The organism is Parabacteroides sp. D25 (assembly GCF_000307475.1).
Taxonomy (GTDB): Bacteria; Bacteroidota; Bacteroidia; order Bacteroidales; family Tannerellaceae; genus Parabacteroides; species Parabacteroides distasonis.
The window spans coordinates 171,428-195,266 of the sequence record NZ_JH976506.1 but is presented as its reverse complement, the minus strand read 5'-3'; the positions used below and the strand labels follow the sequence as shown (position 1 = coordinate 195,266).

General features: G+C 45.3%; 22 protein-coding genes. 10 read left to right on the top strand and 12 right to left on the bottom strand.

Features of this window, described 5'->3' with window-relative positions:
• Positions 1 to 77 precede the first annotated feature (77 nt).
• Complete coding sequence (locus HMPREF0999_RS16935; RefSeq protein WP_009018358.1) at positions 78 to 2,909, bottom strand: DUF6383 domain-containing protein; 2,832 nt, start codon at positions 2,907 to 2,909, stop codon at positions 78 to 80.
• A gap of 1,055 nt (positions 2,910 to 3,964) precedes the next feature.
• On the opposite strand from HMPREF0999_RS16935, the gene HMPREF0999_RS16930 reads away from it, so the two are divergent.
• Positions 3,965 to 4,786 (top strand): Rpn family recombination-promoting nuclease/putative transposase, encoded by an 822-nt coding sequence (locus HMPREF0999_RS16930; protein ID WP_009018359.1) that lies wholly within the window; start codon positions 3,965 to 3,967, stop codon positions 4,784 to 4,786.
• 90 nt (positions 4,787 to 4,876) lie between these two features.
• On the opposite strand, the gene HMPREF0999_RS16925 is transcribed toward HMPREF0999_RS16930, so the two are convergent.
• The gene (locus tag HMPREF0999_RS16925; protein ID WP_009276450.1) at positions 4,877 to 6,331 is read right to left on the bottom strand and encodes an aminoacyl-histidine dipeptidase; all 1,455 of its coding nucleotides are present in this window, start codon (positions 6,329 to 6,331) and stop codon (positions 4,877 to 4,879) included.
• Positions 6,332 to 6,381: 50 nt separating this feature from the next.
• On the bottom strand, positions 6,382 to 7,395 hold the full coding sequence (locus tag HMPREF0999_RS16920; RefSeq protein ID WP_009276449.1) for a lysylphosphatidylglycerol synthase transmembrane domain-containing protein: 1,014 nt from the start codon (positions 7,393 to 7,395) through the stop codon (positions 6,382 to 6,384).
• A gap of 95 nt (positions 7,396 to 7,490) precedes the next feature.
• On the opposite strand from HMPREF0999_RS16920, the gene rsmA reads away from it, so the two are divergent.
• The 8 genes from rsmA to HMPREF0999_RS16880 all read left to right on the top strand — a co-directional run bounded on the left by rsmA (position 7,491) and on the right by HMPREF0999_RS16880 (position 13,435).
• Positions 7,491 to 8,291, top strand: coding sequence for a 16S rRNA (adenine(1518)-N(6)/adenine(1519)-N(6))-dimethyltransferase RsmA (gene rsmA, locus HMPREF0999_RS16915; protein WP_005861207.1), 801 nt, complete (start codon positions 7,491 to 7,493; stop codon positions 8,289 to 8,291).
• Positions 8,292 to 8,306: 15 nt separating this feature from the next.
• On the top strand, positions 8,307 to 9,653 hold the full coding sequence (gene mgtE, locus HMPREF0999_RS16910) for a magnesium transporter (RefSeq protein WP_005861206.1): 1,347 nt from the start codon (positions 8,307 to 8,309) through the stop codon (positions 9,651 to 9,653).
• A gap of 111 nt (positions 9,654 to 9,764) precedes the next feature.
• The gene (locus HMPREF0999_RS16905) at positions 9,765 to 10,103 is read left to right on the top strand and encodes a CidA/LrgA family protein (RefSeq protein WP_005861203.1); all 339 of its coding nucleotides are present in this window, start codon (positions 9,765 to 9,767) and stop codon (positions 10,101 to 10,103) included.
• Positions 10,104 to 10,106: 3 nt separating this feature from the next.
• Entirely contained in the window at positions 10,107 to 10,811 is a 705-nt protein-coding gene (locus HMPREF0999_RS16900; RefSeq protein WP_005861201.1) for an LrgB family protein, read from the top strand.
• 99 nt (positions 10,812 to 10,910) lie between these two features.
• Entirely contained in the window at positions 10,911 to 11,477 is a 567-nt protein-coding gene (efp, locus tag HMPREF0999_RS16895) for an elongation factor P (RefSeq protein ID WP_005861200.1), read from the top strand.
• Positions 11,478 to 11,562: 85 nt separating this feature from the next.
• Entirely contained in the window at positions 11,563 to 12,270 is a 708-nt protein-coding gene (gene radC, locus HMPREF0999_RS16890) for a RadC family protein (RefSeq protein WP_008773888.1), read from the top strand.
• Between the two features lie 71 nt (positions 12,271 to 12,341).
• The gene (locus HMPREF0999_RS16885; protein WP_005861198.1) at positions 12,342 to 12,659 is read left to right on the top strand and encodes a metal-sulfur cluster assembly factor; all 318 of its coding nucleotides are present in this window, start codon (positions 12,342 to 12,344) and stop codon (positions 12,657 to 12,659) included.
• Positions 12,656 to 13,435, top strand: coding sequence for a UDP-2,3-diacylglucosamine diphosphatase (locus HMPREF0999_RS16880; RefSeq protein ID WP_005861197.1), 780 nt, complete (start codon positions 12,656 to 12,658; stop codon positions 13,433 to 13,435). Before HMPREF0999_RS16885 ends, HMPREF0999_RS16880 begins: the two co-directional genes overlap by 4 nt.
• A 93-nt stretch (positions 13,436 to 13,528) precedes the next feature.
• Here the strand turns inward: HMPREF0999_RS16880 and HMPREF0999_RS16875 are convergent, their stop codons facing one another.
• Together HMPREF0999_RS16875 and HMPREF0999_RS16870 are read right to left on the bottom strand one after the other, a co-directional pair.
• Positions 13,529 to 14,347: a PstS family phosphate ABC transporter substrate-binding protein gene (locus tag HMPREF0999_RS16875; RefSeq protein WP_005861193.1), complete on the bottom strand. Its 819-nt coding sequence runs from the start codon at positions 14,345 to 14,347 to the stop codon at positions 13,529 to 13,531.
• A gap of 85 nt (positions 14,348 to 14,432) precedes the next feature.
• The gene (locus tag HMPREF0999_RS16870; protein WP_008773889.1) at positions 14,433 to 15,719 is read right to left on the bottom strand and encodes a hypothetical protein; all 1,287 of its coding nucleotides are present in this window, start codon (positions 15,717 to 15,719) and stop codon (positions 14,433 to 14,435) included.
• Between the two features lie 255 nt (positions 15,720 to 15,974).
• Here HMPREF0999_RS16870 and HMPREF0999_RS16865 point away from each other — a divergent pair, with 255 nt between their 5' ends.
• Entirely contained in the window at positions 15,975 to 17,045 is a 1,071-nt protein-coding gene (locus tag HMPREF0999_RS16865; protein ID WP_005861189.1) for an NAD(P)H-dependent flavin oxidoreductase, read from the top strand.
• A 59-nt stretch (positions 17,046 to 17,104) separates the two neighbouring features.
• On the opposite strand, the gene HMPREF0999_RS16860 is transcribed toward HMPREF0999_RS16865, so the two are convergent.
• The 7 genes from HMPREF0999_RS16860 to HMPREF0999_RS16830 form a co-directional block, all read right to left on the bottom strand.
• Complete coding sequence (locus HMPREF0999_RS16860) at positions 17,105 to 18,553, bottom strand: DUF3868 domain-containing protein (RefSeq protein WP_005861187.1); 1,449 nt, start codon at positions 18,551 to 18,553, stop codon at positions 17,105 to 17,107.
• 18 nt (positions 18,554 to 18,571) lie between these two features.
• The gene (locus HMPREF0999_RS16855; protein ID WP_005861186.1) at positions 18,572 to 19,138 is read right to left on the bottom strand and encodes a DUF3575 domain-containing protein; all 567 of its coding nucleotides are present in this window, start codon (positions 19,136 to 19,138) and stop codon (positions 18,572 to 18,574) included.
• Positions 19,139 to 19,309: 171 nt separating this feature from the next.
• Positions 19,310 to 19,921 (bottom strand): response regulator transcription factor, encoded by a 612-nt coding sequence (locus HMPREF0999_RS16850; protein WP_009276448.1) that lies wholly within the window; start codon positions 19,919 to 19,921, stop codon positions 19,310 to 19,312.
• Positions 19,922 to 19,931: 10 nt separating this feature from the next.
• Entirely contained in the window at positions 19,932 to 20,621 is a 690-nt protein-coding gene (locus HMPREF0999_RS16845; protein ID WP_010185248.1) for a hemerythrin domain-containing protein, read from the bottom strand.
• A gap of 82 nt (positions 20,622 to 20,703) precedes the next feature.
• Positions 20,704 to 21,858, bottom strand: a complete 1,155-nt coding sequence (locus HMPREF0999_RS16840; protein WP_008780679.1) for a Rid family hydrolase — start codon at positions 21,856 to 21,858, stop codon at positions 20,704 to 20,706.
• An 11-nt stretch (positions 21,859 to 21,869) separates the two neighbouring features.
• Positions 21,870 to 22,577: a hypothetical protein gene (locus HMPREF0999_RS16835; RefSeq protein ID WP_005861178.1), complete on the bottom strand. Its 708-nt coding sequence runs from the start codon at positions 22,575 to 22,577 to the stop codon at positions 21,870 to 21,872.
• A gap of 9 nt (positions 22,578 to 22,586) precedes the next feature.
• Positions 22,587 to 23,822, bottom strand: a complete 1,236-nt coding sequence (locus HMPREF0999_RS16830) for a porin (protein ID WP_009276447.1) — start codon at positions 23,820 to 23,822, stop codon at positions 22,587 to 22,589.
• Positions 23,823 to 23,839: the final 17 nt, after the last annotated feature.

The following is a 23,839-nucleotide window of genomic DNA, read 5'->3' as shown; positions in this document are numbered from 1 at the left end:
ATATCCCCGCATGTTCTACCTCACGGTTTACTTGAAGACGAATCTCCGCACGGGAATCTTAGAATTATATATCTTTATTATTTAACTACCACCTTAACAGCGGTCTCACCTTCAACTGCTACGGCTACGATACCGGCAGGTACGGCGATAGTTACGTTATCAGATGTAAGAACTGTCTCAGCGACTACCTTACCTAAGATGTTAGAGATAACTACTGATTTACCTGCGGCACCTTGGATAGTTACGGTACCGTTATCAGTTGTCACAGACACACCCTCAACAGCGTCGATAGTGCCATTTGAGGTCGGGATTACCTCAGATTTAGCAACACCAAACATGGCGGCTTCATCCATCTTCTTAACCATCACCAATACGTCGTTACGAGTAGCTACATATTGATTTGACTTCATGTTCTGCAAAGACACGCCACCATCCGGGTTCAAAGCGAATGCCCAATTAGCCTCGTTATCATGCTTCTTCACATATTTAGCCGTATCCGTAGCGGTATATAATTCCAAGGAATCAGTGCCTGCCACATACTTACCCTCGATAAACGCTACGCGAGAAAGACCTTCCCACTTATAAGCGTTAGCCGTAGAATCCTCTACGCTTACCATATACAAGCTATTGCCGGCCTTTACCGTAGCAGAATCCAAACCCTGCTTAGTAGAGATAAAATACAATGGTTTCGTCTCGTCCGTAGCATCTGCGGTATCAACCCACAAAGCGAAGTTCTCGGCCTCGAAAGCGGATCTCAATTGACCGACACGTTTCAAGGAAGCGAAATTGTCATCCGTACGAGTGATAGACATAGCGTCATCGGAAGCCAAAGTAATGATCTTATGACCTGCCGCCTCTGCTTGGTACTCATTCTTCTCATTCTCGAATACGAATACGGTAGGAGCTACCGCTGTAGAAGCAGATTTCTCGATAGCACCCGTAGTAATGTTCGCGATAATATAGTTACCGTCCATAGAAGTGGATGCCAACTTACCCTTTGTCTCATCTGTTTGAGCATAAGCCAACAAATACTGACCTTCAGTGGCGGTAGCCTGGAAGAATACGACCACCGTGTCATTCTGCGTATTATAAGCCTCTTTAGACAAGACAAACTTATTCGCTTTATCATAGGCCAGATGTCTGTCACCATAGCGTTCAACCAACATATAAGCCGTGCGGCTCAAGGAATCTTTCGATGTATAACCAAACTTCTCAGAGTCATAAGGTTTCACCGTAAAGAACTGTCCATCGCTATTAGCGGCGAAAATAGAGGAATCCTTGGATGCAATGAAGATGCTATTGCCAGCGATAGATTGAACACGCAAAGTAAACGATGTGTTCGCTACCTCTGAATCAGAGAAATGTCTATAACCAACATACTTGCCGGCTTCACCAGCTGCGGTAGTAAGAGCTGTCAACTTATAATCCGTACCATTGATACGATAGATACCTTCTTTATCGGTCTTATAGTAAGCGCCAGAAGCCTCCTCAAGCTTATTACCATACGCTCTGTTATACAAAGAATAGTTGTTCTCACCTTCATGAATCATGATATACTGTGTAGCAGGAACTAAGGCAGAAGCGACATCCAGGCTATCCTTATTAGTAGATGCATTATTAGCACCATAATACTTACTCAAAGAACCATCATCCTTCACTTTCTGGACGGCGTAAGCTACTTTCGTATTCAGATCAGAGATTGCGGAGCCAGTCTTAAACGTGATCTTTGTAGAAGGAGCTGTCGCATTTTCTATAACAGAAACCTCTTTCCGATCAGACAATTCTGCCACATATACATACCAAGACTTACCAGATGCAAGAGATTTCTCTTGCACATCATCCTTGTAATATCCGCTTGTCTTCTTTGCCTGTAAACCAACCACCTCAATATTCATGGAGGCTTTATCATAATTATACGAGGTCACAAAGCGATAAGCGTTAAGTACACGTCCTGGAGCGGGCTCCACTTTAGTAATCTTTCCGGCGGCATCTTTCGTTATTTTCAACGTATCTTGAGTAAACACAACACCTGTCGTACCCAATCCTGTAAAATAAGTAGTATCAGCCACCAAGTAATATTGTACCTTTTGTTTTGCCGCATTCTCAATAACCTTGCCACTAACAGCGAAGAAAGCTGTGTCACCAGCTAAAACCGCAGGAGAACTTACAACAGGAGCATGATCCGCATCAGAATCTAATTCGAAAGTACCAGTCGTACTTCCATCATGTAAAGCTTCCGCTCTTAACATAGATTCTATGAAGAGATTTTTCTCACCATTTGCAGCCGGAGAGAACGCTAGCTCAAAACCTTTACCTCCATTTTTCTCATTCAACTGCTTGGCAGACATATTCGCTGCCGCAGGTACGTCTTCCTCTAGCGCAAGCATACCACTTGTGGGAGGGGTAACTCCTGTCTGTTTCTTTACTTTTACAACGCCACTCTCCTCTACGAGATAATAAGTATTACCCCCAGATACGGAATAAATTCCAGAAGCCGAAGAAGAATGCCCCTTCCATCCCCAAGTATTTACGGCACCACCAGAAATGATAGCATTCGCTTCCTTAGCGTCGAAAGCCAATACCTTTCCTGTTTTTCTGTTCGTAAATGTAAACAATGAATCACCGCTAGCCGCAATAGTCTTGTTGACTTTCCAGAAATAACGATCACTCAACAAATTATCCGGAGTATCCGTTCCCGCAGAGACTGTTGAGCCAGTCGCCTTGGAATTCAGCACGACACTATCCGTCTTCGCTATATCCACACCCAAATATTTTTCGGTTGAAGTTGGGGTAGTCGTGCTATATTTCAAACGATAATAATTACCGTTCGTCACATTCGCTACCGCACTTGTGGAAAGCGCACTTACTGCCAAGAAGACAGCAGCCAAAGTAGAAAACTTTTTGTTCATAATACTGAAATTAATATTAATACTAGTGTTTATTAAGATAATCAAATACTTAGCTCTATTAAACCGATCCCCAAACCACATAAAAACGACTAGTCTAAACGATCGTCTAGATTAGTCGTTTTTTGAGGGAGGAAAAGAGAGGTTCGTTTACGGAATCGGTTATTTCGTAACGGATAGCCTATTTGATTGATAAGAAAGAGGATAAGGGGTGAAAAAAATAGCCCGGAAGGGTTGCAGAAGTCGAAGAAACGCGTACCTTTGCAAATGACTAAAAGAATCGATCGTTTAAACTAGTCGTTTCTACACGATAATAGTATTTATGAATCATACAAACTTTACGCCTTTATAATAATGTACATACGTACATTTATATATCTATCCAAAAGTAACACGTTGACATTTTGTATTCTTAACTCCCGGAGAATCGATTTTTTCGAACAAAGGTACAGCTCGTTCCCAAATAAGTAAGAAAAAAATAGCAATCAACTAATTAACAGGCAGATGCTAAAAAACCGCCTTCCGTTCTAGCGAAATTCATTCATCGTAATTCATATCTATTGACTTCTTCGGGCTATCCCATAGGGTTACGACTGGGTTCTAACAGGGTTACAATACCCATTCACGACTACCGCCAACCCTATTCGTGACTGTTTATAATGCCCAACGGCAGTATAGGCGTTACCCAACGCGACTATATGTGCAGGCTTTTGTCGTATATCGTGCGTAAAAGGCCGTACTTTTTTATATAAAACCCCGATTATCGTCTCCCCCTTCCCCCTATTTCACAATACCGGCAAAAAGGGATTGCCACGATTTAAGCCTTATATCAAACAAAAAGTCAAGATAACAACCGTTTTCACGACATGAGATTCCTTCAAGATCCTAGATATTACGGCAACATTATGACCTTCAAAAAACACGTACGTCTTTTTCCGGAAACACGTACATGTTTTTTCAAAAAGACGTACGTGTTAAAAATAAAAAGCGTATCTTTACCGCAAGAGATGGAAAAAGAACCATCCCTTTCATATTAATCACTAAAACCTATAAACACTATGGGAAAATTTATCAATCCCTTCACCGATTTCGGCTTTCACCGGATATTCGGGCAGGAGGTACACAAGGAGTTACTAATCGATTTCCTGAACCAGTTGTTCTTCGGAGAGCACGACATTGAGGATATCACGTTCCTTAACCCGATTCAGACCCCCGAGACGCTGGATGACAGGGGAATCGTTTTTGACGTGCATTGCAAGGATAGCAACGGAAACCTATTCGTCGTTGAGATGCAAACCGGGGCACAACCCTATTTCCACGACAGGGGACTGTACTATCTGGCGAGGGCCATCAGTAACCAAGGGCAAAGAGGGAAGGACTGGAAATTCGCGTTGCAACCCGTATACGGGGTATTCCTACTTAACTACAAGATGGACGTGAACTCAAAGTTCCGGACCGATGTTATATTGGCGGACAGGGAAACCGGAAGGATGTTCAGCGACAGGATACGGCAAGTCTACCTCGAGCTGCCCTACTTCCAAAAAGAACCGGACGAGTGCGAGAACGATTTTGAACGTTGGATTTATTTATTGAAGCATATGGACACTTTAGAGAGAATGCCGTTCAAGGCGAGAAAGGCGGTCTTCGACAAGTTGCTGGAAGTAGCCGACGTGGCAAACCTCAGCAAAGAGGAGCGCATACAATACGACGAGGCTCTGAAACGATACAGGGATTATAAGAATACGATCGATTACGCGGAGGAGAAAGGGATATTGAAAGGGAAAGAATCTACGGCCCGTAACATGAAAGCCGAGGGAATCGCACCTCTCATCATCCAAAAATGCACCGGACTCTCCCTTGAGGATATAGAGAAATTATAAAATAAGCCCTCCAGCCCTATTCTCGCTAACCGAATGGTTAGAAGAACAAAGGCTGGAGGGCTTGTCTACTATCTATAAGGAAAGAGTTCCTTAGATTCTCTCCAATGTAGCTGTAATAAACTCCCAGATCTTCTGTACGGAATGAATATTCACTCGCTCATCCGGTGAGTGCGGATATTCCAAATCCGGTCCGATAGAAACCATATCCATATCCGGATAAGCGCCTTGGATGATACCGCATTCCAATCCGGCATGCATCACCTTCACCTCAGGTTCCTTACCAAATAAATCCAGATAGGTAGATTTCATCAAGTTCAAGATCGGGGAATTGATATTAGGCTGCCAGCCATTATAATGACCGGACTCCTCCACCTTAGCCCCTGCCAAAGCGAATACACTTTCCAGACTTGAGCAAACAGAATCCCTGCGAGACTCGGATGAGCTACGCACCAAGATTTTCACCTCGATCAACTCATCAGATGTCTTCACGATCGCCAAGTTAGAGGAAGACTCAACCGTACCCGGGAAATCATGCAACATGCTAATCACACCATTCTGGCAACCCTCGATCGCATTGATCAAATCATCCTGTATCTCCTCCGGAATCAACGTAGACGGCAATTCAACCATCTCCGCAACGAAATCGATCTTATCCTCCACACCCATATACTCCGTACGGAACATATCTTGGTAATCAGCCACTAGCTCCCAAAGAGACTCCACGTTATCACCCGGAATCGTTATCACGGCAAAAGCCTCACGAGGGATTGCGTTAGGCAAGGAACCACCCGCCACAGAAGACAAACGAGCGCCATAATCGCATACCGCCTCTTTCAAGAAACGGAAGATCAACTTATTCGCATTCGCACGCCCTAAATGAATATCCACACCGGAATGACCACCTTTCAAGCCAGCCAAGCTAACCTTGACAGCCACGTCACCTTCCGGAATATAAGTATCCTCCTTAAATTGGAAAGAGACATTCACGTTAGCGCCACCCGCGCAACCTACGAACAACTCCCCTTCCTTCTCGGAATCACAATTCAATAAAATATCATCCTTTAAGAAATGCGGCTTCAAGCCGAAAGCGCCGTCCATTCCCTGTTCCTCATCAATCGTAAACAGGGCCTCGATAGGTCCGTGACGCAAGCTATTGTCCGCCAACACGGCCATCGCCAGAGCGGCGCCCATGCCATTGTCCGCCCCCAAAGTCGTCTCACGGGCCGTCACCCAATCACCGTCTATGTAAGCGTCGATCGGATCTTTCTCGAAATCATGCTTTACGGAAGAGTTTTTTTGGGGAACCATATCCAGATGAGACTGCAATGTCACGGTCTTACGACCTTCCATTCCGGGCGTAGCCGGCTTACGGATCAATACGTTACCCACCTCATCTTGCAGGGTTTCCAATCCCAATCCTTTACCAAAGGATATCATAAAACGGGTTACTGCCTCCATATGTCCGGTCGGACGGGGGATTTGCGTAAGGTCATAAAAATAACCCCATACATGCTTCGGAGATAGATCTTTGATTTCTGCTGACATAGATGTTAATAATTTAGTTCAGTTCATATTTAATACATATCTTGTATTCATCACGAAACAGCGACCGGAGCCTCCTTGTTCTCCCGATTGGTGAGCGGTAAAGCTACCACTCCGAATAATCCGCACAATCCCGTCCATACCGTCTGTACCGTATGAACGACCAAGGCGAACGCCGCCGCGTCATTCTCGTTCACGCCAAAACAAACCAAGGTAGCGATCACCATGAAATGCCATGGTCCGATACCACCTTGAACAGGCACCGCCACGCCGATACTACTCATCGTAAACGTGATCAGCCCGACCACGATACCCAAGTCCTTGGTAAAGTCGAAAGCATAGAACGTAATATAAAAGTAACAAAAATAACCTCCCCAAATCAATAACGTCTCTATCACGAAACGCATCTTATGCTCCATGTACCAGATACTCTTCATACCGGTCCATACATTCTTCAACATGCCTTTGGCTTTCTGTACCAGCGTAAAGTTACTCATATAAGTGAATACAAACCAAATTACAGCGACAAAAATTATCACCGCCACGTAAATCCATATCGAATTAAACATGGATTGGAACCCTTCGAGCAAAGCCGGGTTCTTAGCGAAGAAACTCGTAAAGAAGCTTATATTAAATATGAATATCATCAAGGTTATCAAACCGACCATGATCGTATCGCTCACACGGTCGATCAACAGCGTACCTAACAGCTTGGTAAACGAGATCTTATCGTATTTCGTGATCATGCCGCAACGCCATACCTCGCCGACACGGGGCAACACCAGATTCACTGCGTAATTACCCAGCACGGCGTAAATCACGTTACTCATCTTGAAGCGCTCGCCCAAGGAACTGATCAGCAATCCCCACCGTAAACCACGGACGATATTGGCGAACAAGCCGAACAGTAAAGAAACCAGAATAATATCATAACGAACCCCCTCCTTGACTACTCGCCAAATCTCAGTGATATCCATTTTCCGATACAAAAACCAAAGGAGTAAACAGCCGAAGGCTAAAGGTAGAATTATCTTCAGAAACGTACGTAGAATGCTCTTAAAATCCATTAGGTATAGGGAACTTTAAATTATTTATTGTACTTTTGTGCATCCGCAAAGATAAGCATAATATTTAAAAACAAACACATTACACCGAAAAGTGGATGAGATTAGTTAAGCCAAAAAAAGCATTAGGGCAACATTTCCTAAAGGATCTGCAAATAGCACAGCGCATTGCGGACACACTCGATACTTTCAAATCCTTGCCGGTCTTGGAAATCGGACCGGGAATGGGAGTCCTTACCCAGTTCTTGCTGGAGGCGGGACATGATTTGACCGTTGTCGAGTTGGACATGGAATCCGTAGATTACCTGAACCAGAATTTCCCCGATCTGAAAGGACGTATCATCGCCGAGGATTTCCTGAAATTGGATCTCTCGAAGCTATTTCCGGGGCAGTTTTGTGTGATCGGTAATTATCCCTATAATATCTCCAGCCAGATATTCTTCAAAGTCCTCGATTATAAGGACCAGATTCCCTGCTGCTCGGGGATGTTACAAAAAGAGGTAGCGGAACGCCTAGCGGCAGGTCCCGGTAGCAAGACGTACGGAATCTTGAGCGTATTGCTTCAAGCTTGGTACGACGTGGAATACCTCTTTACTGTCAGTGAGAAAGTATTCGATCCGCCTCCAAAGGTGAAAAGCGCCGTATTGAAAATGACTCGTAACGACCGCAAGGAGCTGGGATGCGACGAGAAGTTATTCAAGACCGTAGTAAAGACCTCATTCAACCAACGAAGAAAAACGCTTCGTAATTCCATGAAACCCCTATTGGGTAAAGATTGCCCGGATTACGCCTTGCCGATATTCGACAAGCGCCCGGAACAGTTATCCGTGGAGCAATTCGTGGAACTGACCTTGATCAGCCAAAAGCATCTGGAGAAGCAGGCTGGTGATGTCCTATAATAATATAAGAGTCCAATGATCGAACTGACGAAAGATTACATCGAGAACCTGAAAAGCATCATCGAGGCCAAAGATGACGCGAAGGCACAGGAGGTACTTCATGAACTGTATCCTGCCGATATAGCCGAGCTTTATCAAGAACTGAACTTGCAAGAGGCCATTTATCTCTATCTATTGATGGATGGCGACAAAGCGGCGGATGTATTGATGGAGTTGGATGAGGAAGACCGTCATAAGTTATTGAAGGAACTTCCCAATGAGCTTATCGCCAAGCGTTTCGTCGATAACATGGAAACGGATGATGCCGTTGACTTGATGCGTGAGTTGGACGAGGATACCCAAGAGGAGATCCTTTCGCATATCGAGGACGTAGAACAGGCCGGTGATATCGTGGACTTGTTGAAATACGACGAGGACACCGCCGGCGGTTTGATGGGTACCGAGATGATCGTGGTGAACGAGAATTGGAGTATGCCCAAATGTATCGACGAGATGCGCAAGCAAGCGGAGGAGATGAGCGAGATCTATTATGTATATGTAGTGGACGACGACGAGCGCTTGAAAGGCGTGCTCCCCTTGCAGAAACTGATTACCCACCCATCCGTCTCCAAGATCAAGCATGTCATGAAAAAAGACCCGATCTCCGTTCGCGACAGCGACAGTATCGAGGAGGTTACGGAGACGATCGAGAAATACGACTTGGTAGCCTTGCCCGTAGTCGATAGTATCGGACGTCTGGTAGGACGTATCACGATCGATGACGTTATGGATGAGGTACGCGAGCAACACGAGCGTGATTACCAGTTGGCATCCGGTATCTCGCAAGACGTGGAAACCTCGGATAATGTATTCACCCAAACCGCCGCCCGCCTACCTTGGCTGCTGATCGGCATGATCGGAGGATTGGGAAACTCCGTTATCCTCGGTGGTTTCGAGAGCAGTTTCGCCACTAACCCGAAGATGGCGCTATTTATCCCGCTGATCGGTGGTACCGGTGGAAACGTAGGCATACAATCTTCCGCTATCGTGGTACAAGGCTTGGCAAACAATACCTTGAAGGAAGGGAATATCGTACCGCAAATCCTAAAAGAGTCCGTAGTTTCGTTAATCAATGCCAGCATTATCAGTCTGGTCGTGTTCATTTACAACTTCTTCATGCTGGGAGACCGGGGGATTACGGCCTCCGTATCTTTAAGCCTATTCGCCGTCGTAATGTTCGCCAGTATATTCGGCACGTTAGTTCCCATGACCTTAGATAAGATGAAGATAGATCCGGCCTTGGCGACCGGGCCGTTTATCACCATTACCAACGATATTATCGGTATGATGATTTATATGTTCATTACTTCCGCGTTAGCTTGATACCACGGGGGGACGGACGCCGTCCCTACAATGTTAAAATAATATGTTATAGAACATATCTACGAAATAGCTGTTATCTTTGTAGCGGTTATCAAAAAAGGTAGAAAAACTATGCTAACAGAAGCATTTTACATTCTCTTCTTCTATTTCACGGGAGAGTTTATCAGCTACTTTATCGACGGTTTCATACCGGGTAGCGTAATTGGGATGGTGCTATTGTTTTTAGCCCTCGCGTTCAAGAAAGTAAAACCTGAAAAGGTGAAACGTCTTTCCACGGTTCTTACCCAAAACATGGGATTATTCTTCGTTCCTGCCGGTGTAGGGCTTATGAATTCCTTCGGGATCATCTCCGAGTATTGGGCAGTCCTGCTGATCGCTTCCGTAGTAAGTACAATTTTAGTCATCGCCAGCGTAGCGTTGGTGCAACAAAAACTGGAAAAGGGAAAATAGACCATGGATAATCTGGCGCATTCCGAGATTTTCGCTCTTACCTTGGTAATTGGTACCTACCTGACTTCCTTGGCTCTTTACAAGAAAGTCCATATCAGTCTTTTGCATCCTTTGCTTACGACCATCTTCGTGATTATCGTGGTACTGGAAGTCCTAGGCATTCAATATGAGTCGTTCCAGCAAAGCAGTCATTTGATCCATTTTATGCTGGGGCCTTCCGTAGTGGCCCTTGGCTATGTGTTATATGAGCAAATCCAATATCTAAAGGGAAATGTCGTTTCGATCTTGACTTCCGTATTTGTCGGGGCCATTGTCGGAATCGTAAGCGTAATCATCATCGGTAAATTGATGGGAGCCGACCAAGCGTTGATCGCCACGCTCCAGCCGAAATCCGTCACCACCCCGATCGCTATGGGGATAGCGGAGAAAGCGGGCGGCATACCTTCACTTACCGCCGTCATCGTCGTAGCGGTAGGAATCTTTGGCAGTATAGTGGGCCCTATTGTGATGAGGGTACTGGGAATAGATAGCCATATCGCTAAAGGACTGGCGTTAGGGGCTTCCTCCCATGGAGTAGGAACAGCAGCGGCCATTCAAATCGGGGCCATCGAAGGAGCATTAAGCGGACTGGCAATTGGCTTGATGGGTATCATGACAGCGGTCTTGGTTCCGGTTATTCGGTTGATTTGCAACTATTTTTCCATATAAATACGCAAAACTTTTTGCTACTTTAGCAGGAATGTACTACTTTTGCCCCCGAAAATCGTTAAGGATTACTCTATAACATTATAAATAAAGAAAATAAATATGATCAATTCACAAGACATTAAGAAAGGAACTTGTATCCGTTTGGACGGAAAACTCTATTTCTGCGTCGATTTCCTTCACGTAAAACCGGGTAAAGGTAATACCATCATGCGTACCACATTGAAAGATGTTGTAAAAGGCGGTCAGATCGAGCGTCGTTTCAATATCGGTGAGAAGTTGGAAGATGTACGCGTAGAACGTCGCCCGTATCAGTTCACTTATACGGAAGGCGAGCATTATCATTTCATGAACCAAGAGACATTCGATGACGTGATCATCGACAAAAACTTGATCAACGGCGTTGATTTCATGAAAGAGGGAGAAATTGTAGACGTTGTTTCTGATGCATCTACCGATACGGTTCTTTTCGCCGACATGCCTACAAAAGTTCAATTAAAAGTTACTTATACAGAACCGGGTATTAAAGGTGACACTGCTACTAACACCTTGAAACCGGCAACCGTAGAGACTGGTGCGGAAGTTCGCGTTCCGTTGTTCATCAACGAGGGCGAGGTTATCGAGATCAATACGACTGATGGTTCTTACGTAGGCCGTATCCGCGAGTAATCCGGGTCTTGTCAAAATATACGGTTCCCGCTTGATAAGCAGGCGGGAACTATTTTTTTAACCAAATCATAAACCTTTCCCGACTATGAAAGAAAAGACAGGAAAACTTTCCATCAAGGAATGGGCCGAAGAAGACAGGCCCCGTGAGAAAATGCTTCAAAAAGGCGCTTCCGTATTAAGCGATGCCGAATTGATCGCCATACTGATCGGATCCGGCAACAATGAGGAGACGGCCGTACAACTCTCTCAACGGATACTTCACTCCGTAAACAACAATCTGAATACATTGGGTAAACGTTCCATCAAAGAATTAACTTCCGGCTTTAAAGGTATCGGAGAGGCGAAGGCGGTCACGATCTGCGCCGCTATGGAACTAGGGAAACGGCGGGAAACCTCAGAGGCATCTCCTCAAGATGCTATCCGAAGCAGCAAAGACTCCTATCTCCTATTCCGTACCCAACTATGCGATTTACCTTATGAGGAACTCTGGATCGCTCTAACCAATCCCTTAAATAAGGTGATACAAAAGATAAAAATCAGTCAGGGCGGAGTAAACCAGACTTCCGTGGATATCCGTTTGGTATTAAAAGCGGCGATCAACGTCTTGGCCTCCGGTATAATCCTATGCCATAATCATCCATCCGGTAGCCTCCGCCCCAGTACGCACGACGATGCCTTGACCGAGCGTATCCAAAAGGCGGCGAAGCTGATGGATATTAGGATACTGGATCATATCATCCTGTCCGATAGCGGCTATTATAGCTATGCAGACGAAGGAAGGCTGATCCGGTGAAACAAATTCTCTTTTCCCCCGGTTTAGTATATAGAAGTATTAATGTATATTCGCGTATAAAACAAAAGAAGATGAACAACGAATTTCTCCAAACAGAAGAAGCGATCGTCGCTATGCTGAAGACGGTATACGACCCGGAAATACCCGTAAACGTATACGATCTTGGGCTTATATATAAGGTAGATATCGATGAGGAAAAAAATGTACGCATCGATATGACCCTCACCGCCCCGAACTGTCCGGCGGCCGATTTCATATTGGAAGATGTCCGTATGAAGGTAGAAGCGGTCGATGGGGTGAACAATGTAGAGGTAAACCTCGTCTTCGAGCCGGAATGGGACAAGGACATGATGACGGAGGAGGCTAAACTGGAATTAGGTTTTCTATGAAAATATATTTCGCCTCAGACGCACATCTGGGAGCCCGTTTCCACAAGGACCCTTTAGCCATCGAGAAGAAACTGGTACGTTGGCTGGATAGCATCAAGGAAGACGCTTCCGCCATTTGGTTTCTGGGAGATCTATTCGACTATTGGTACGAATACAAATACGTCGTGCCGAAAGGCCATGTACGTTTTCTGGGGAAATTGGCCGAGTTAGCGGACAGAGGTATAGAAATACATATCTTTATCGGTAACCATGACATCTGGATGTTCGACTACTTGCCGAAAGAGATAGGCGCCATCATCCATCGGGATACCTTGACAGTCGATTTATTGGGGAAACGTTTCTTCCTCGGGCATGGCGATGAGGTAGATTTCCGGAGTAAGGCATTCCGTCTGATCAGGGCTATTTTCCGGAACAAGTTCTGCCAATGGTTATATGCGGGAATACATCCCCGCTGGACGTTCGGGTTCGCTTTAGGCTGGTCGCTCAACAGCCGGAAGAGCGGACTGGAAAAGCAAGAGGCTAAAAAGTATCAAGGGGAAGACGCAGAATATATGGTTGTTTTCGCCAAGGAATATCTAAAGACGCATCCCGATATAAACTTCTTCATTTTCGGCCATCGCCACATCATGTTGGACTTGATGTTAAGCCGTACCTCCCGTATTCTCATAGCCGGGGATTGGATGCAATTCTTCTCTTATATCGTATGGGATGGCGAGAATCTGTATATGGATCAGTTTCTGGAAGAGACGGACGGACAATCTTATCCCAACACATAAGACAGCGTTGTCTTAACACCTTAGACAGTACTGTCGAAGCACCTTAGACAGCGTTGTATGATGTGCTCATACAACGCTGTCCGGATTCTCCGCTTACTTTACCGGGATATAACCAACCTTCTTCACCGTCGCTTGTCCTTCGGCAGACATCACATAATCGATGAACGGTCGCACCTTTGAGGCATTCTTCGTCTCATAGTAGTAGAACAACGGACGGACAACCGGATAGGTCTTATTCCTCGCGTTCTCCAACGAAGGCTCCACGTAGGATTTTCCGGCATCATACGATACATGGATCGGCTTCACTTCTTTATTCAAATAAGCAAGACCTACATAGCCAATGGCTCCTTTCGTCTGGCTTACGCTTTGTATAATGGCACCTGTAGCCGGCATGCTCAAGATACCGTTCATATAGTTCTTATTTTTCAACACGCTCTCCTTGAAGAACTCGTAGGTTCCGGAAGAAGTCTCGCGGGAATAGGCCACGATCTTCATATCCGCACCACCCACTTCTTTCCAATTCTTAATCTTGCCGGTAAAAATGCCTTCCAATTGCTCCCGGGTCAGATTGGATACCTTGTTGGAAGGATGCACGACAACAGCCAGAGCGTCGTAGGCGATCACCTCCTCTTTCGTTTTCTTTCCGGCTTCTTGCAACTTCATGCGCTCGTCGAATTTCATCTTACGGGAAGCCATCGCTATATCCGTAGTGCCTTCCATCAAAGCGGAGATCCCCACGCCGGAGCCACCACCCGTCACCGTTATCTTAGCGGCTTTGTTCTTATTCATGAAATTCTCGGCTTCAGTCTGGGTAAGAGGCAAACAAGTATCGCTACCCTTTATCTTCTGGGCAAACACATTCGTAGCAAACAAACACGCTGCCATGGCAGCTAATAAAATCGTCTTCTTCATTACTTTGTATTTATCTTTTATTTACGATACAAAATAAATACTTCGGTATTTCAATGGGATGAAACAGATATTACAATCCTATGAATTAAAACTTATATTGAAGACGGACTGTCAATACATTATCCTTCCGGTCGTTCTCGTAGCCCTTCACGAGGTTACTTTTCTCATTGAAGTTAAACTCGTAGTAAGCTTGTAGACGGATATGTTTATTGAAATTATAGATACCGCCAATACCTATCGTGCTTTGAGCCAAGTCGGTTTTTGAGGTGAAGCTATTTTCCGCCCCTACCTCATTTCCACTCACCTTCGTATTCGGATCGTAAACGTCATATTTCAATACGGCGGAGAAAGGAGAGGCGCCTATATCCTGTACCAAATAAAAGAAGTAACCAAGGAAAGGACGCTTGAACAAAGAATTTTCCGGCAAATTCTCCGGTCGGGTACTGTAGTTCGGGCTTTTACTGCTCCCGGCGATACCGGGTTGGGTACCGATTAAACCTTCCGCACGGAGAGTGGTCTTTCCTAAAGATGAAAGAAAACTAAACTGTCCATCCAAACCTAAATACTGGCGCTTCATATAAGTACCCGTCTCTCCCATATCCCTCTTAACGAAATGATTGCCACGCATCTCATACGCCTCGGTAGTCGGGTTGTAGACAAAACCATGGTAATAGGAGAAACCGGCTCCCCATTTTCCCCAGTCGCCTATCGCCTTCTCGGCACCCAGACGCCCGATGAAATCTTTCCGGCTATCCGTCTCCCGGTTAATACTGTTTCCGGCAAACAGACCGGCATCCAATCGCAAGAAACTCAATGGGCTGGTAGTCTTGGTACGTAAGGTAAGCATCGCTCCCAAGTCACGCTCATCCGGGAAGAAATACTGGATAATAGTCGCTCTCTCCGGAGATTCGAGAGAACTCGTGGAATAACAGACCTCATAACCGAAAGGACGGTTGAACACACCAGCCATCAACTGGCTACGCTTCGTCCAAGGGTCCTTGATACCGATATACAGATCACGGAAACTTACTCCCTTATCATTCACCTCGATCTGGACAGCACCTGTTCCGATCCCATCATTGTACTCAAACTTCATACGCCCCCGGCGGATACCGATCCGGTTAAACCCTTTATCCAAGTTCTCGTTCTTATCGCCCACTTTCAAGGTAGCGTCCTCCTGTCCATATTGGTATTGTCCTTGGATATAAGCGGAAACCTTGAATTTGCTTAGCTTCTGGACTACCTTATCCAAGGTAGTCACTTCCGTAGCCAAGGAATCGATACGTTTTTCCACCGACTGATCCACCTCCTGCGCTCCCATACTGAATGGAAGCAGCACTAACATGAGCGCTATAACTTTTCCTAATTTCATTCCTAACTATAAAAACTATATTTGCGTCGCAAAGTTACAACGCTCCTGTTTCACACCCGTTTCACATACATTACAATCCTGTTACAGACGTCTTGCCTAATTATTCAGGGACGAATTTACATAAAATAATCGGTTCGTTCCATACATTGCACATGACTAGAATATTTGCGCGATAATTCTGGTCCATTTCGCACATTTATTGGGATATTGTGCTACCTTTGCCTCGATTATTGAAACACTATATTTATTTTTTTAATGAAGACATTAACAATCGGAGACCTAAAGGCTCGTATTCCAATCATCCAAGGTGGAATGGGCGTAGGCATCTCTCTTTCCGGCTTAGCCTCGGCCGTTGCAAATGAAGGTGGGATCGGCGTTATCTCCGCAGCCGGTCTCGGACTTTTATATAAGAAATTGTCACCCAGCAATTATACGGAAGCTGGGAATCTCGGGTTAGCGGAAGAGATCCGCAAGGCCCGGGAAAAAGCGAAAGGTATCATCGGCGTAAACGTAATGGTGGCTCTTTCCGACTTCGCCGAATTGGTGAAAACCAGTATAGCGGAAAAGGTAGACATCATTTTCAGCGGTGCCGGACTGCCTTTGGACTTGCCTTCTTTCCTCAAGAAAGATAGCGTCACCAAGCTGGTTCCCATCGTTTCCAGCGCACGTGCCGTACGCATCATCTGCGAGAAATGGAAGAATAACTATGATTATCTTCCGGATGCGGTGGTACTAGAAGGCCCGAAAGCGGGTGGACATCTGGGATATAAGGAAAACCAGTTGGAAGACCAGCATTTCTCATTGGAAGAATTATTACCTCAAGTCGTAGAGGAAGTCTCTCATTTCGAGCAGAAATACGACAAAAAGATCCCGGTAATTGCGGCAGGAGGCATTTATACGGGTGAAGATATCAAACGCATGATAGACCTTGGAGCATCAGGCGTTCAGTTAGGAACCCGGTTCGTTACCACCACGGAATGCGATGCCTCGGAAGCCTTCAAACAGACCTATATACAGGCAGAGGAGAAGGACATAGAGATCATCAAAAGTCCCGTCGGCATGCCCGGACGAGCCATCCATTGCAGTTTCCTTGAGAAAGTGAAGGCGGGAATCAAGCAACCGAAAGCTTGTCCCTTCAACTGTATCAAGACGTGCGATATATCACGCAGCCCGTATTGTATCGTCACCGCCTTGTACAACGCCTTCAAAGGGAATTTCGAGAATGGATACGCTTTCGCCGGCAGTAACGCTTGGCGAGCGAATAAGATCACTTCGGTACGGGAAACCATTACCGAGTTGATGAATGAATGGAAAGCTAAATTATAAGCACAAAAAAAGCCTCCGGAAACGGGGGCTTTTTTTATATTCGAAGGTAAGTATCTCCATTATTGCTCGGCCAACCAAGCGGCCAGCTCATCCCGGTTCGCGGCGGCATCCTGCATGCCGGCTTGGGCAGCTTGATCGAAATATTGCATAGCGGTCGTATAATCCTTCTTCATCGCATAAGCGACACCTAGGTTATTCCATGCTTCCGGCAAATTAATACCTTGCAAACGACTGATGGCCGGATCGTAAGCACCAGTCTCAATCTCAAGGGCCGCCGTATTTAATTGAGCGATCGGGTCGGTCGGATAAAGACGAACGGCGATATCGAATACCTCCTTGAACTGATCGCTACCTTTATCATAAGAATTGGCTACCAAGAACATCTCATTCAAACTTAAATATTGAGGTTTCGTTTTGATCACTTGCTTGGCCTCGTTCACGTCGAACGGACGTGCGATATAAGCCAAGGTATAATCAATACGTCTTAAAGGAGGATAGTATTTATCCAATAATATCTTATAAGTCCGACCTCCGTTCAAGGCATGTAGTTTAGCCTTGCGCTTGTTTATATCTTGAATATCCAAGATCTCCAGAATCTCCTTCTTATTCGCCAAATCTGATTTCGTAACCTCTTGACGCAATCCGATCCAATCCTCACCCATCCAATTCACTTTCATCAAGGAAGGATCCATCTTCTCCTTATCTTTCATGTAAGCGACAAAAGCCTTGGCACGACTCTCGGACAATCTCATATTATAATCGTAGCCACCTTCCGGGGAAGCGTATCCGGTAACCTTAAATTCGGTAAAGCTTAGATTCTTATCGTTACGGACTTCCGTTACAATCTTATTCACCTCATTCAGCACGGTAGCGTTATCTTTGAAATCACGTAACAATACGGACTTGCCTACCTCAAAGTTTAAATAAGCGGAATGCGTCTCGCTCCGTTGTTTCACAGGTTCTACCGGAGGAGTAACATAGCTAAGCTCATAAACGGGAGGGGCTAACGGAGGCAATACACGGCTCATCACCCCATAGATGTCATTTGAGACCTCACAAGAAGCGCATCCCGTGGTATTCTCATCCACCATCAAGGTAGCGTTTCGCATCCATCCCGCATAGGGTACGGACAATTCCACCGGAATCAATTCCGGCCCCTTCTTCGTCTGACGGATAATCAAGCTAGGAGTTTGGGGAAATTCATAACTATCGAAACCCAACTCACGGTTCAACGCCTTCATACGTGCCCGCCCGGTAATCACGATCGGGTTAAACTGGTAAGACTGCGATTTATCCACCGATTGCAATACCGGTGTCAGTATGACCATCTCTTGGGATTTCAAACGCAGATTACTCAGATTGGTCGTAAAATTCATCATAAGCTGGCTTCCGTCCTTCCTTGCGCTTACATTCTCGAAACTAACAGTTCCCCGCACACCGTTCTGTGCCTGTAGGCTCACACCTCCGAGGAACAATAAAGCGATACATATACTCAATAAATGTCTCATATCTCTCTAGATCGTTTTTTAGTGGATAAAATAAATGATAGAAAGGGCCGCTTTCGTTACACCCCAATAGTTCGAGTTCTTGGTCTCGATCTTGGAGCCACATTCCCCGCAATTATACTTATCATAATGTACACGGGCATAACCGGCGCCGATAGCGGCTTCTATACTCCAACGCTTATTCAGTATCCATTGATGTCCCAACGTAAGTCCGCCACCGTACAAATAACCATCATAACGATGATCCTTCAAATTAGGGAATATGCCAAAGGGTAATTTAATCCCGGCGATATTATACTGTCCGCCCAACGCATGCACGCCAATAAACGTACCGTTGAATTTCTCGCAAGTCCAATAACGCACTTCCGGCATGACAAGCCAATGCTTCAGTTTCTTACCGTCATTGAACTTGAAAGGATTATATCCCGCCGAGACATCCAATGTAACCTTTTTGCTTAAGCCCACCTCGAATCCTAAGTTCGGAGTCGTAGTCGCGTCGTAGAGAAGATTGTTCTTCAACGCGAAATGCTGTGCGCTCATAGATAAGGAAAATAACAATGCTAATCCAAGTAAAAATGCTTTCTTCATTTCTTATAAGCTTAATGATTTGAAGAAGAAACAGGAATAAACGGGTTTTAGTTTTCGATAAGCGTTAATAAGATATGATCATTAAATTTAATTATATTAATAGTAAAGGGAATGCGGAAGGCGCTTTTATCGCTTATCCACATTCCCTTTAACTTACTTATAAATATACGATTACTGTTTAATGTCGCCTAATTCGACCAGCTTATTGACAATCGCATAGATCGTAAGACCGCTGGCACTATGAATTTGAAGTTTCCGAGCGATATTACGGCGGTGGGTGATGACCGTATGCGTAGAAAGAAACAAACGATCCGCTATCTCCCGGTTTGTCATTCCCTTCACGACGCAGACTACGATCTCTTTTTCCCTCGAGCTTAACGATTGTTGCTCGTCATCCCCTTCCGGCTCGTCATCCGGAAGTACCTCGGCGTTCAACCGTTCCAATTTGTGCTTGATCTCATCAGGGCTATCGTATATGTTAATTTGTTCATCATAAGAACGCAATAACACACTGTCTGAGACAGAATATAATAAAGCGATACATTTCATCTCGGCACAGCCGCTTTCCTTCCTCAAATGTTGCAACGTGAAATAGCCGGGCAAAGCCGGATTCACGATCAACACATCCGGTTTGTGCATACGAAGCGAGTCGAAAAGAGATTCCACCGAATGAATCTCCACCATCTGGATACGGAAACCCGGTAACCGTTTCAACAGGTTCTCCAGTCCGCTCCTTATGATAACAGAAGGTTCGGCTATCGCAATCTTTAGATTTGTACTCATCGATTCATGCTTATAATTGTTTTTCCAAAGCCAATATGGCCGGTACAAACAAATAATCCTCCACACGGGTATGTGAAGCCAAGTCTTCCTCCGTGGCAAAAATATCGAACAAGACACTATTCAGCATATTCGTACCCGCTCCCGGATAGTATTTGATCAGGATATTTTTCAACTCCGTGATCTTCATCTCGATCTGATCATGACGCTTACGGAAGATCGTAATATTGTATTTCGGATCTCTCTTTCCTTCCAACAAATTACGGACATAAGGGAAAACAGCACGTTCCTCATAAGACATATGTTTATTTACCTCCTCCGCATACTCATCGAAAAACTTCGTGATCACAAAAGCGACATCCTCCGGGCACCCGGATATAGCGTCTACCAATTTACGACGGATATGTGGCAAGCGGAAGTTCAAGAAGTAATCATGGGCATTATGCAAATAGCGGATCAAGTTCTCGATCGACAGGCATTTGCTGATATTCTCGACAGGCGTATTCACTTCCTCGACCAAGAAATTCACGACCGTCAGGAAAGTACAAGCATCCACCCCATTCTGCCGGCAAACCTCCCCGATATTCTTCTCTCCGAACCCGAGCGCTATACCAAAGCGGCTCATGACTAAAACCATCGGATAGTTCTCGCAGATCAGATCACTCATTTTATCGGTTTCCCGGTACATTCCATTTTTATACATAGGCTTCTTTCTAACTTGTCTTGGTGTTTGAATAGCCAAATATACTCCTTTTTCTTCCATATCTCGTACATTTATTATTATTTCACAAAGGCTTAAAGGACGACTCCGTCGGCACGACCGCTATACACTCAGTCTCTATCAACCATCCGGGACGGCAAACGGGGGCCAAGACTATCAAATGTGGCAAATCCGGGTAATGCGCCTCAAAATACTTCTTAACCACCGCATAATCAGCCATATCTCTCAAATAGGAGATCGCCTGCGTAATATCACGAGTAGTAGCGTCCGCCTCTTTCAGCAACACGCTGATATTTTCCATCATCCGCTCGGTTTGTTTTACGATATCGCCCGGATAGACAATCTCTCCCCGGTTATCGATACTCGCCGTACCCGAGATAAAGACCTGTTTACGATCCCCATACGTAACAGCCGTACCCCGCTCGAAAGTTACTCCATATTCATAAGTAGGATTCAAGTGCGTGGGAGCGTAAAGGAACTGAATCTGTCCCGGCTCCAATCCATCCACCGCATAACTGTCCATCTGTACCAACACCGAGGGATCGGCATGACGTCCCTCAATACCCGTGCTAGCAATATAATGCGTCTTCTCCGTAAGATTCTGCGTGATAAAAACTTCTTTCCGGGCTTTCACCACACCGGCGTAATTCACGTCTACGTTTTGCACAAAGAACCAAGTACGGACACAATGAGAGGCCAACGTACAACGCTGCCCCATCAATTGCATCACATAGTCATTCAATAAAAGCCGGGTCTGATATTCCGAATTGGCCGCCTTATTGAAGGCACCTCCCCCCCAGAGGTGCCTATAACCGTTATGCGACGCTTCCAGTAAACCGGAATCGTACGTTTGTACCGACATCCCCGTTTGCAAATAGGTCCACATAGCGATCTTTGTTCCATTCAAAGGCGGCTGCTGAACGATAGAGAGCGGGCAAAAGGCGCTCTCGCACTCCCACTCCATCACGCTATCCGTCTGATTAGCTGCGTCACTTAAAAAATAACGGCGGAAAACGGCGGTAGCGTCATTCGATAGCTCTTCCTTCACGACAGTCACATAAACCCGCAAAAGGTTTTGCAATTGCTCCACGAAAGACAAACAAGGGTCCGTGATCGATACCATCACCTGATATTCCGTTGTTCCACCTTTACCCGTGAATGAAGAGATTTGCATTTCTACCGCTTTATCCGTATCTATCCTCCTCGTATAATTCATCATTTTCTTTCTTATCAATTATCCAATGCCCCTCCTAAGATCCAACCTTGGATCAAAGCAAGGACCTCCTGTTTCCCGGAACTATTGAACATATCCTTATGTACCGGATTATTCTCCAATATATCCAGCAAGAAACTATTGTTTATATTACCCGGGGTCACGTAGTTCTTACCCTCTTCCGAAAGGGGCGCCTTTACGTTCACTAAAGATTTATAAGCCACATCGTCCCTAAGATCCAGCTGACCGGCCAATCCCGATCCTCCTCCATGACATGACAAGCAATTCAAGTCGAACACCTGCGCTTGTATACGTTTGAAGCTCGCTAAATCCAATTCGCCGACAGACAAATCAAGCGGTTCGTCCGAATCATCCACCGGAGACGTATAATAGGAGTAAACCAACCGCAATCCCCTACTAATCACAGCGACCTCTATACTCCTCGTATCCGGAGTGACATTATTCAATCGGAGTTTTAGTCTTTTGCCGTCTTCCGCCGGCTTACTGATACGCTGGGTTTGCAAAGGTTTCGACTTATCCTCGCCAAAAGCACATAACGAGAGCATATTCTCCTTCGGCCAAGCTTTCAGGCCAGTGAAAGAAAGTGACACGGTAGCGGTTCGCCCGGAATCAACCGTCTCATCCGGATAAATCTTACCCTCATCACAACCCAGCCCGAATAACAGGAATAAGGCATACATTATATATTGACTATATCGTTTCATACCCAAAGATTAGAACGTGAACTGCAACATAGCCGTAGCGGAGTGACGAGCCAATCCAATAGCGTCCTCATCCCGGTCATTCTGCGTAGCATGACCGCTACGACCTAGATATTGATACATAACCTGTAGCTTCAAATTATTATTAAAGAAATAATAATTCAAACCAGCGGCGGGCATATTCAACAAACCACCCTCATCCGTAGCGTTACGATCATAGAAATCATATCGCAAAGCACCCTGCAATTTCGGAGTGATGAAATAGCCCAATTGAGCGTAAGCTCCCCAGAAATTCTTATCCGGTTTTTGCATGATCTTGGTAAAATGCATATTCATATAGTAACCTTCGGCAGCCACATACCAGCGGTTCTTGATCCATGCGAACTCAACGCCCACACGGGTGTCGCTACTGGTCAAGAACTCGGCCTCCGCATTATAAGAGGCAGATACGGCGATAGACATCTTATCGTCGTTCAGATTCTCCGGTGAGCCTTGAGACGTTGGCATCTCCCCCTTCGGCATAAAGGCCAGACGACCCGCATATAACAGCGAAGGCAACCATTTATGATCATCGCAGTTTGTCTTAGTCGCCAAATTCACGTCGATACCCGTACCATTAAAAATACCGACTTGATAATTCCATTTATCATGGATCAAACCATGTACCTGTACACCCAAGTCGAATCCCGTGGACATATTCGGTATGACATAATTCACGTCGTAAGGAAGCAATACGGATTGGGAAGCGGAATAAGGCAGTACCGGAAACAACGTCTCCCCCAAAGTACTTAAATAGCAATGCATAAACGGTGTCTTGAACTTACCGACACGGATACGAAACGACTCCTTGATCGCTACGTCGAACCAAGCCTGTTGCAATAAAGCACCTCCACTCTTAGCGGCATTCAGCGATAAATTGAAAGTAACCCGTCCAAAAGCCTTACCCGTAAAACCGAGAATAGCGTTAGGGATCGCGAAACCGGAGTTCGCTACGCTCTTGGCATAATGGCTTTCCAGCCCTTGGTCGTCATATCGGTTGTAGCAAGCGCTTGCCTGTACCAACGCATAGGGCTTAAACAAAAAATCACCGGCCTTGGTAGAAAAAGAAAAGCCCTTCTTTCCCGCTAGTGAAACCACATCGTTCTCTACATATTTATCATCCATCTCTTTCTTTGTATCTTGAGCTTTCACGGAGAAAACACCTGCTGATAGAAGCACCACAAGCAACGTCCTATATATTTTTTTCATTTCGATTCTATGCGTTA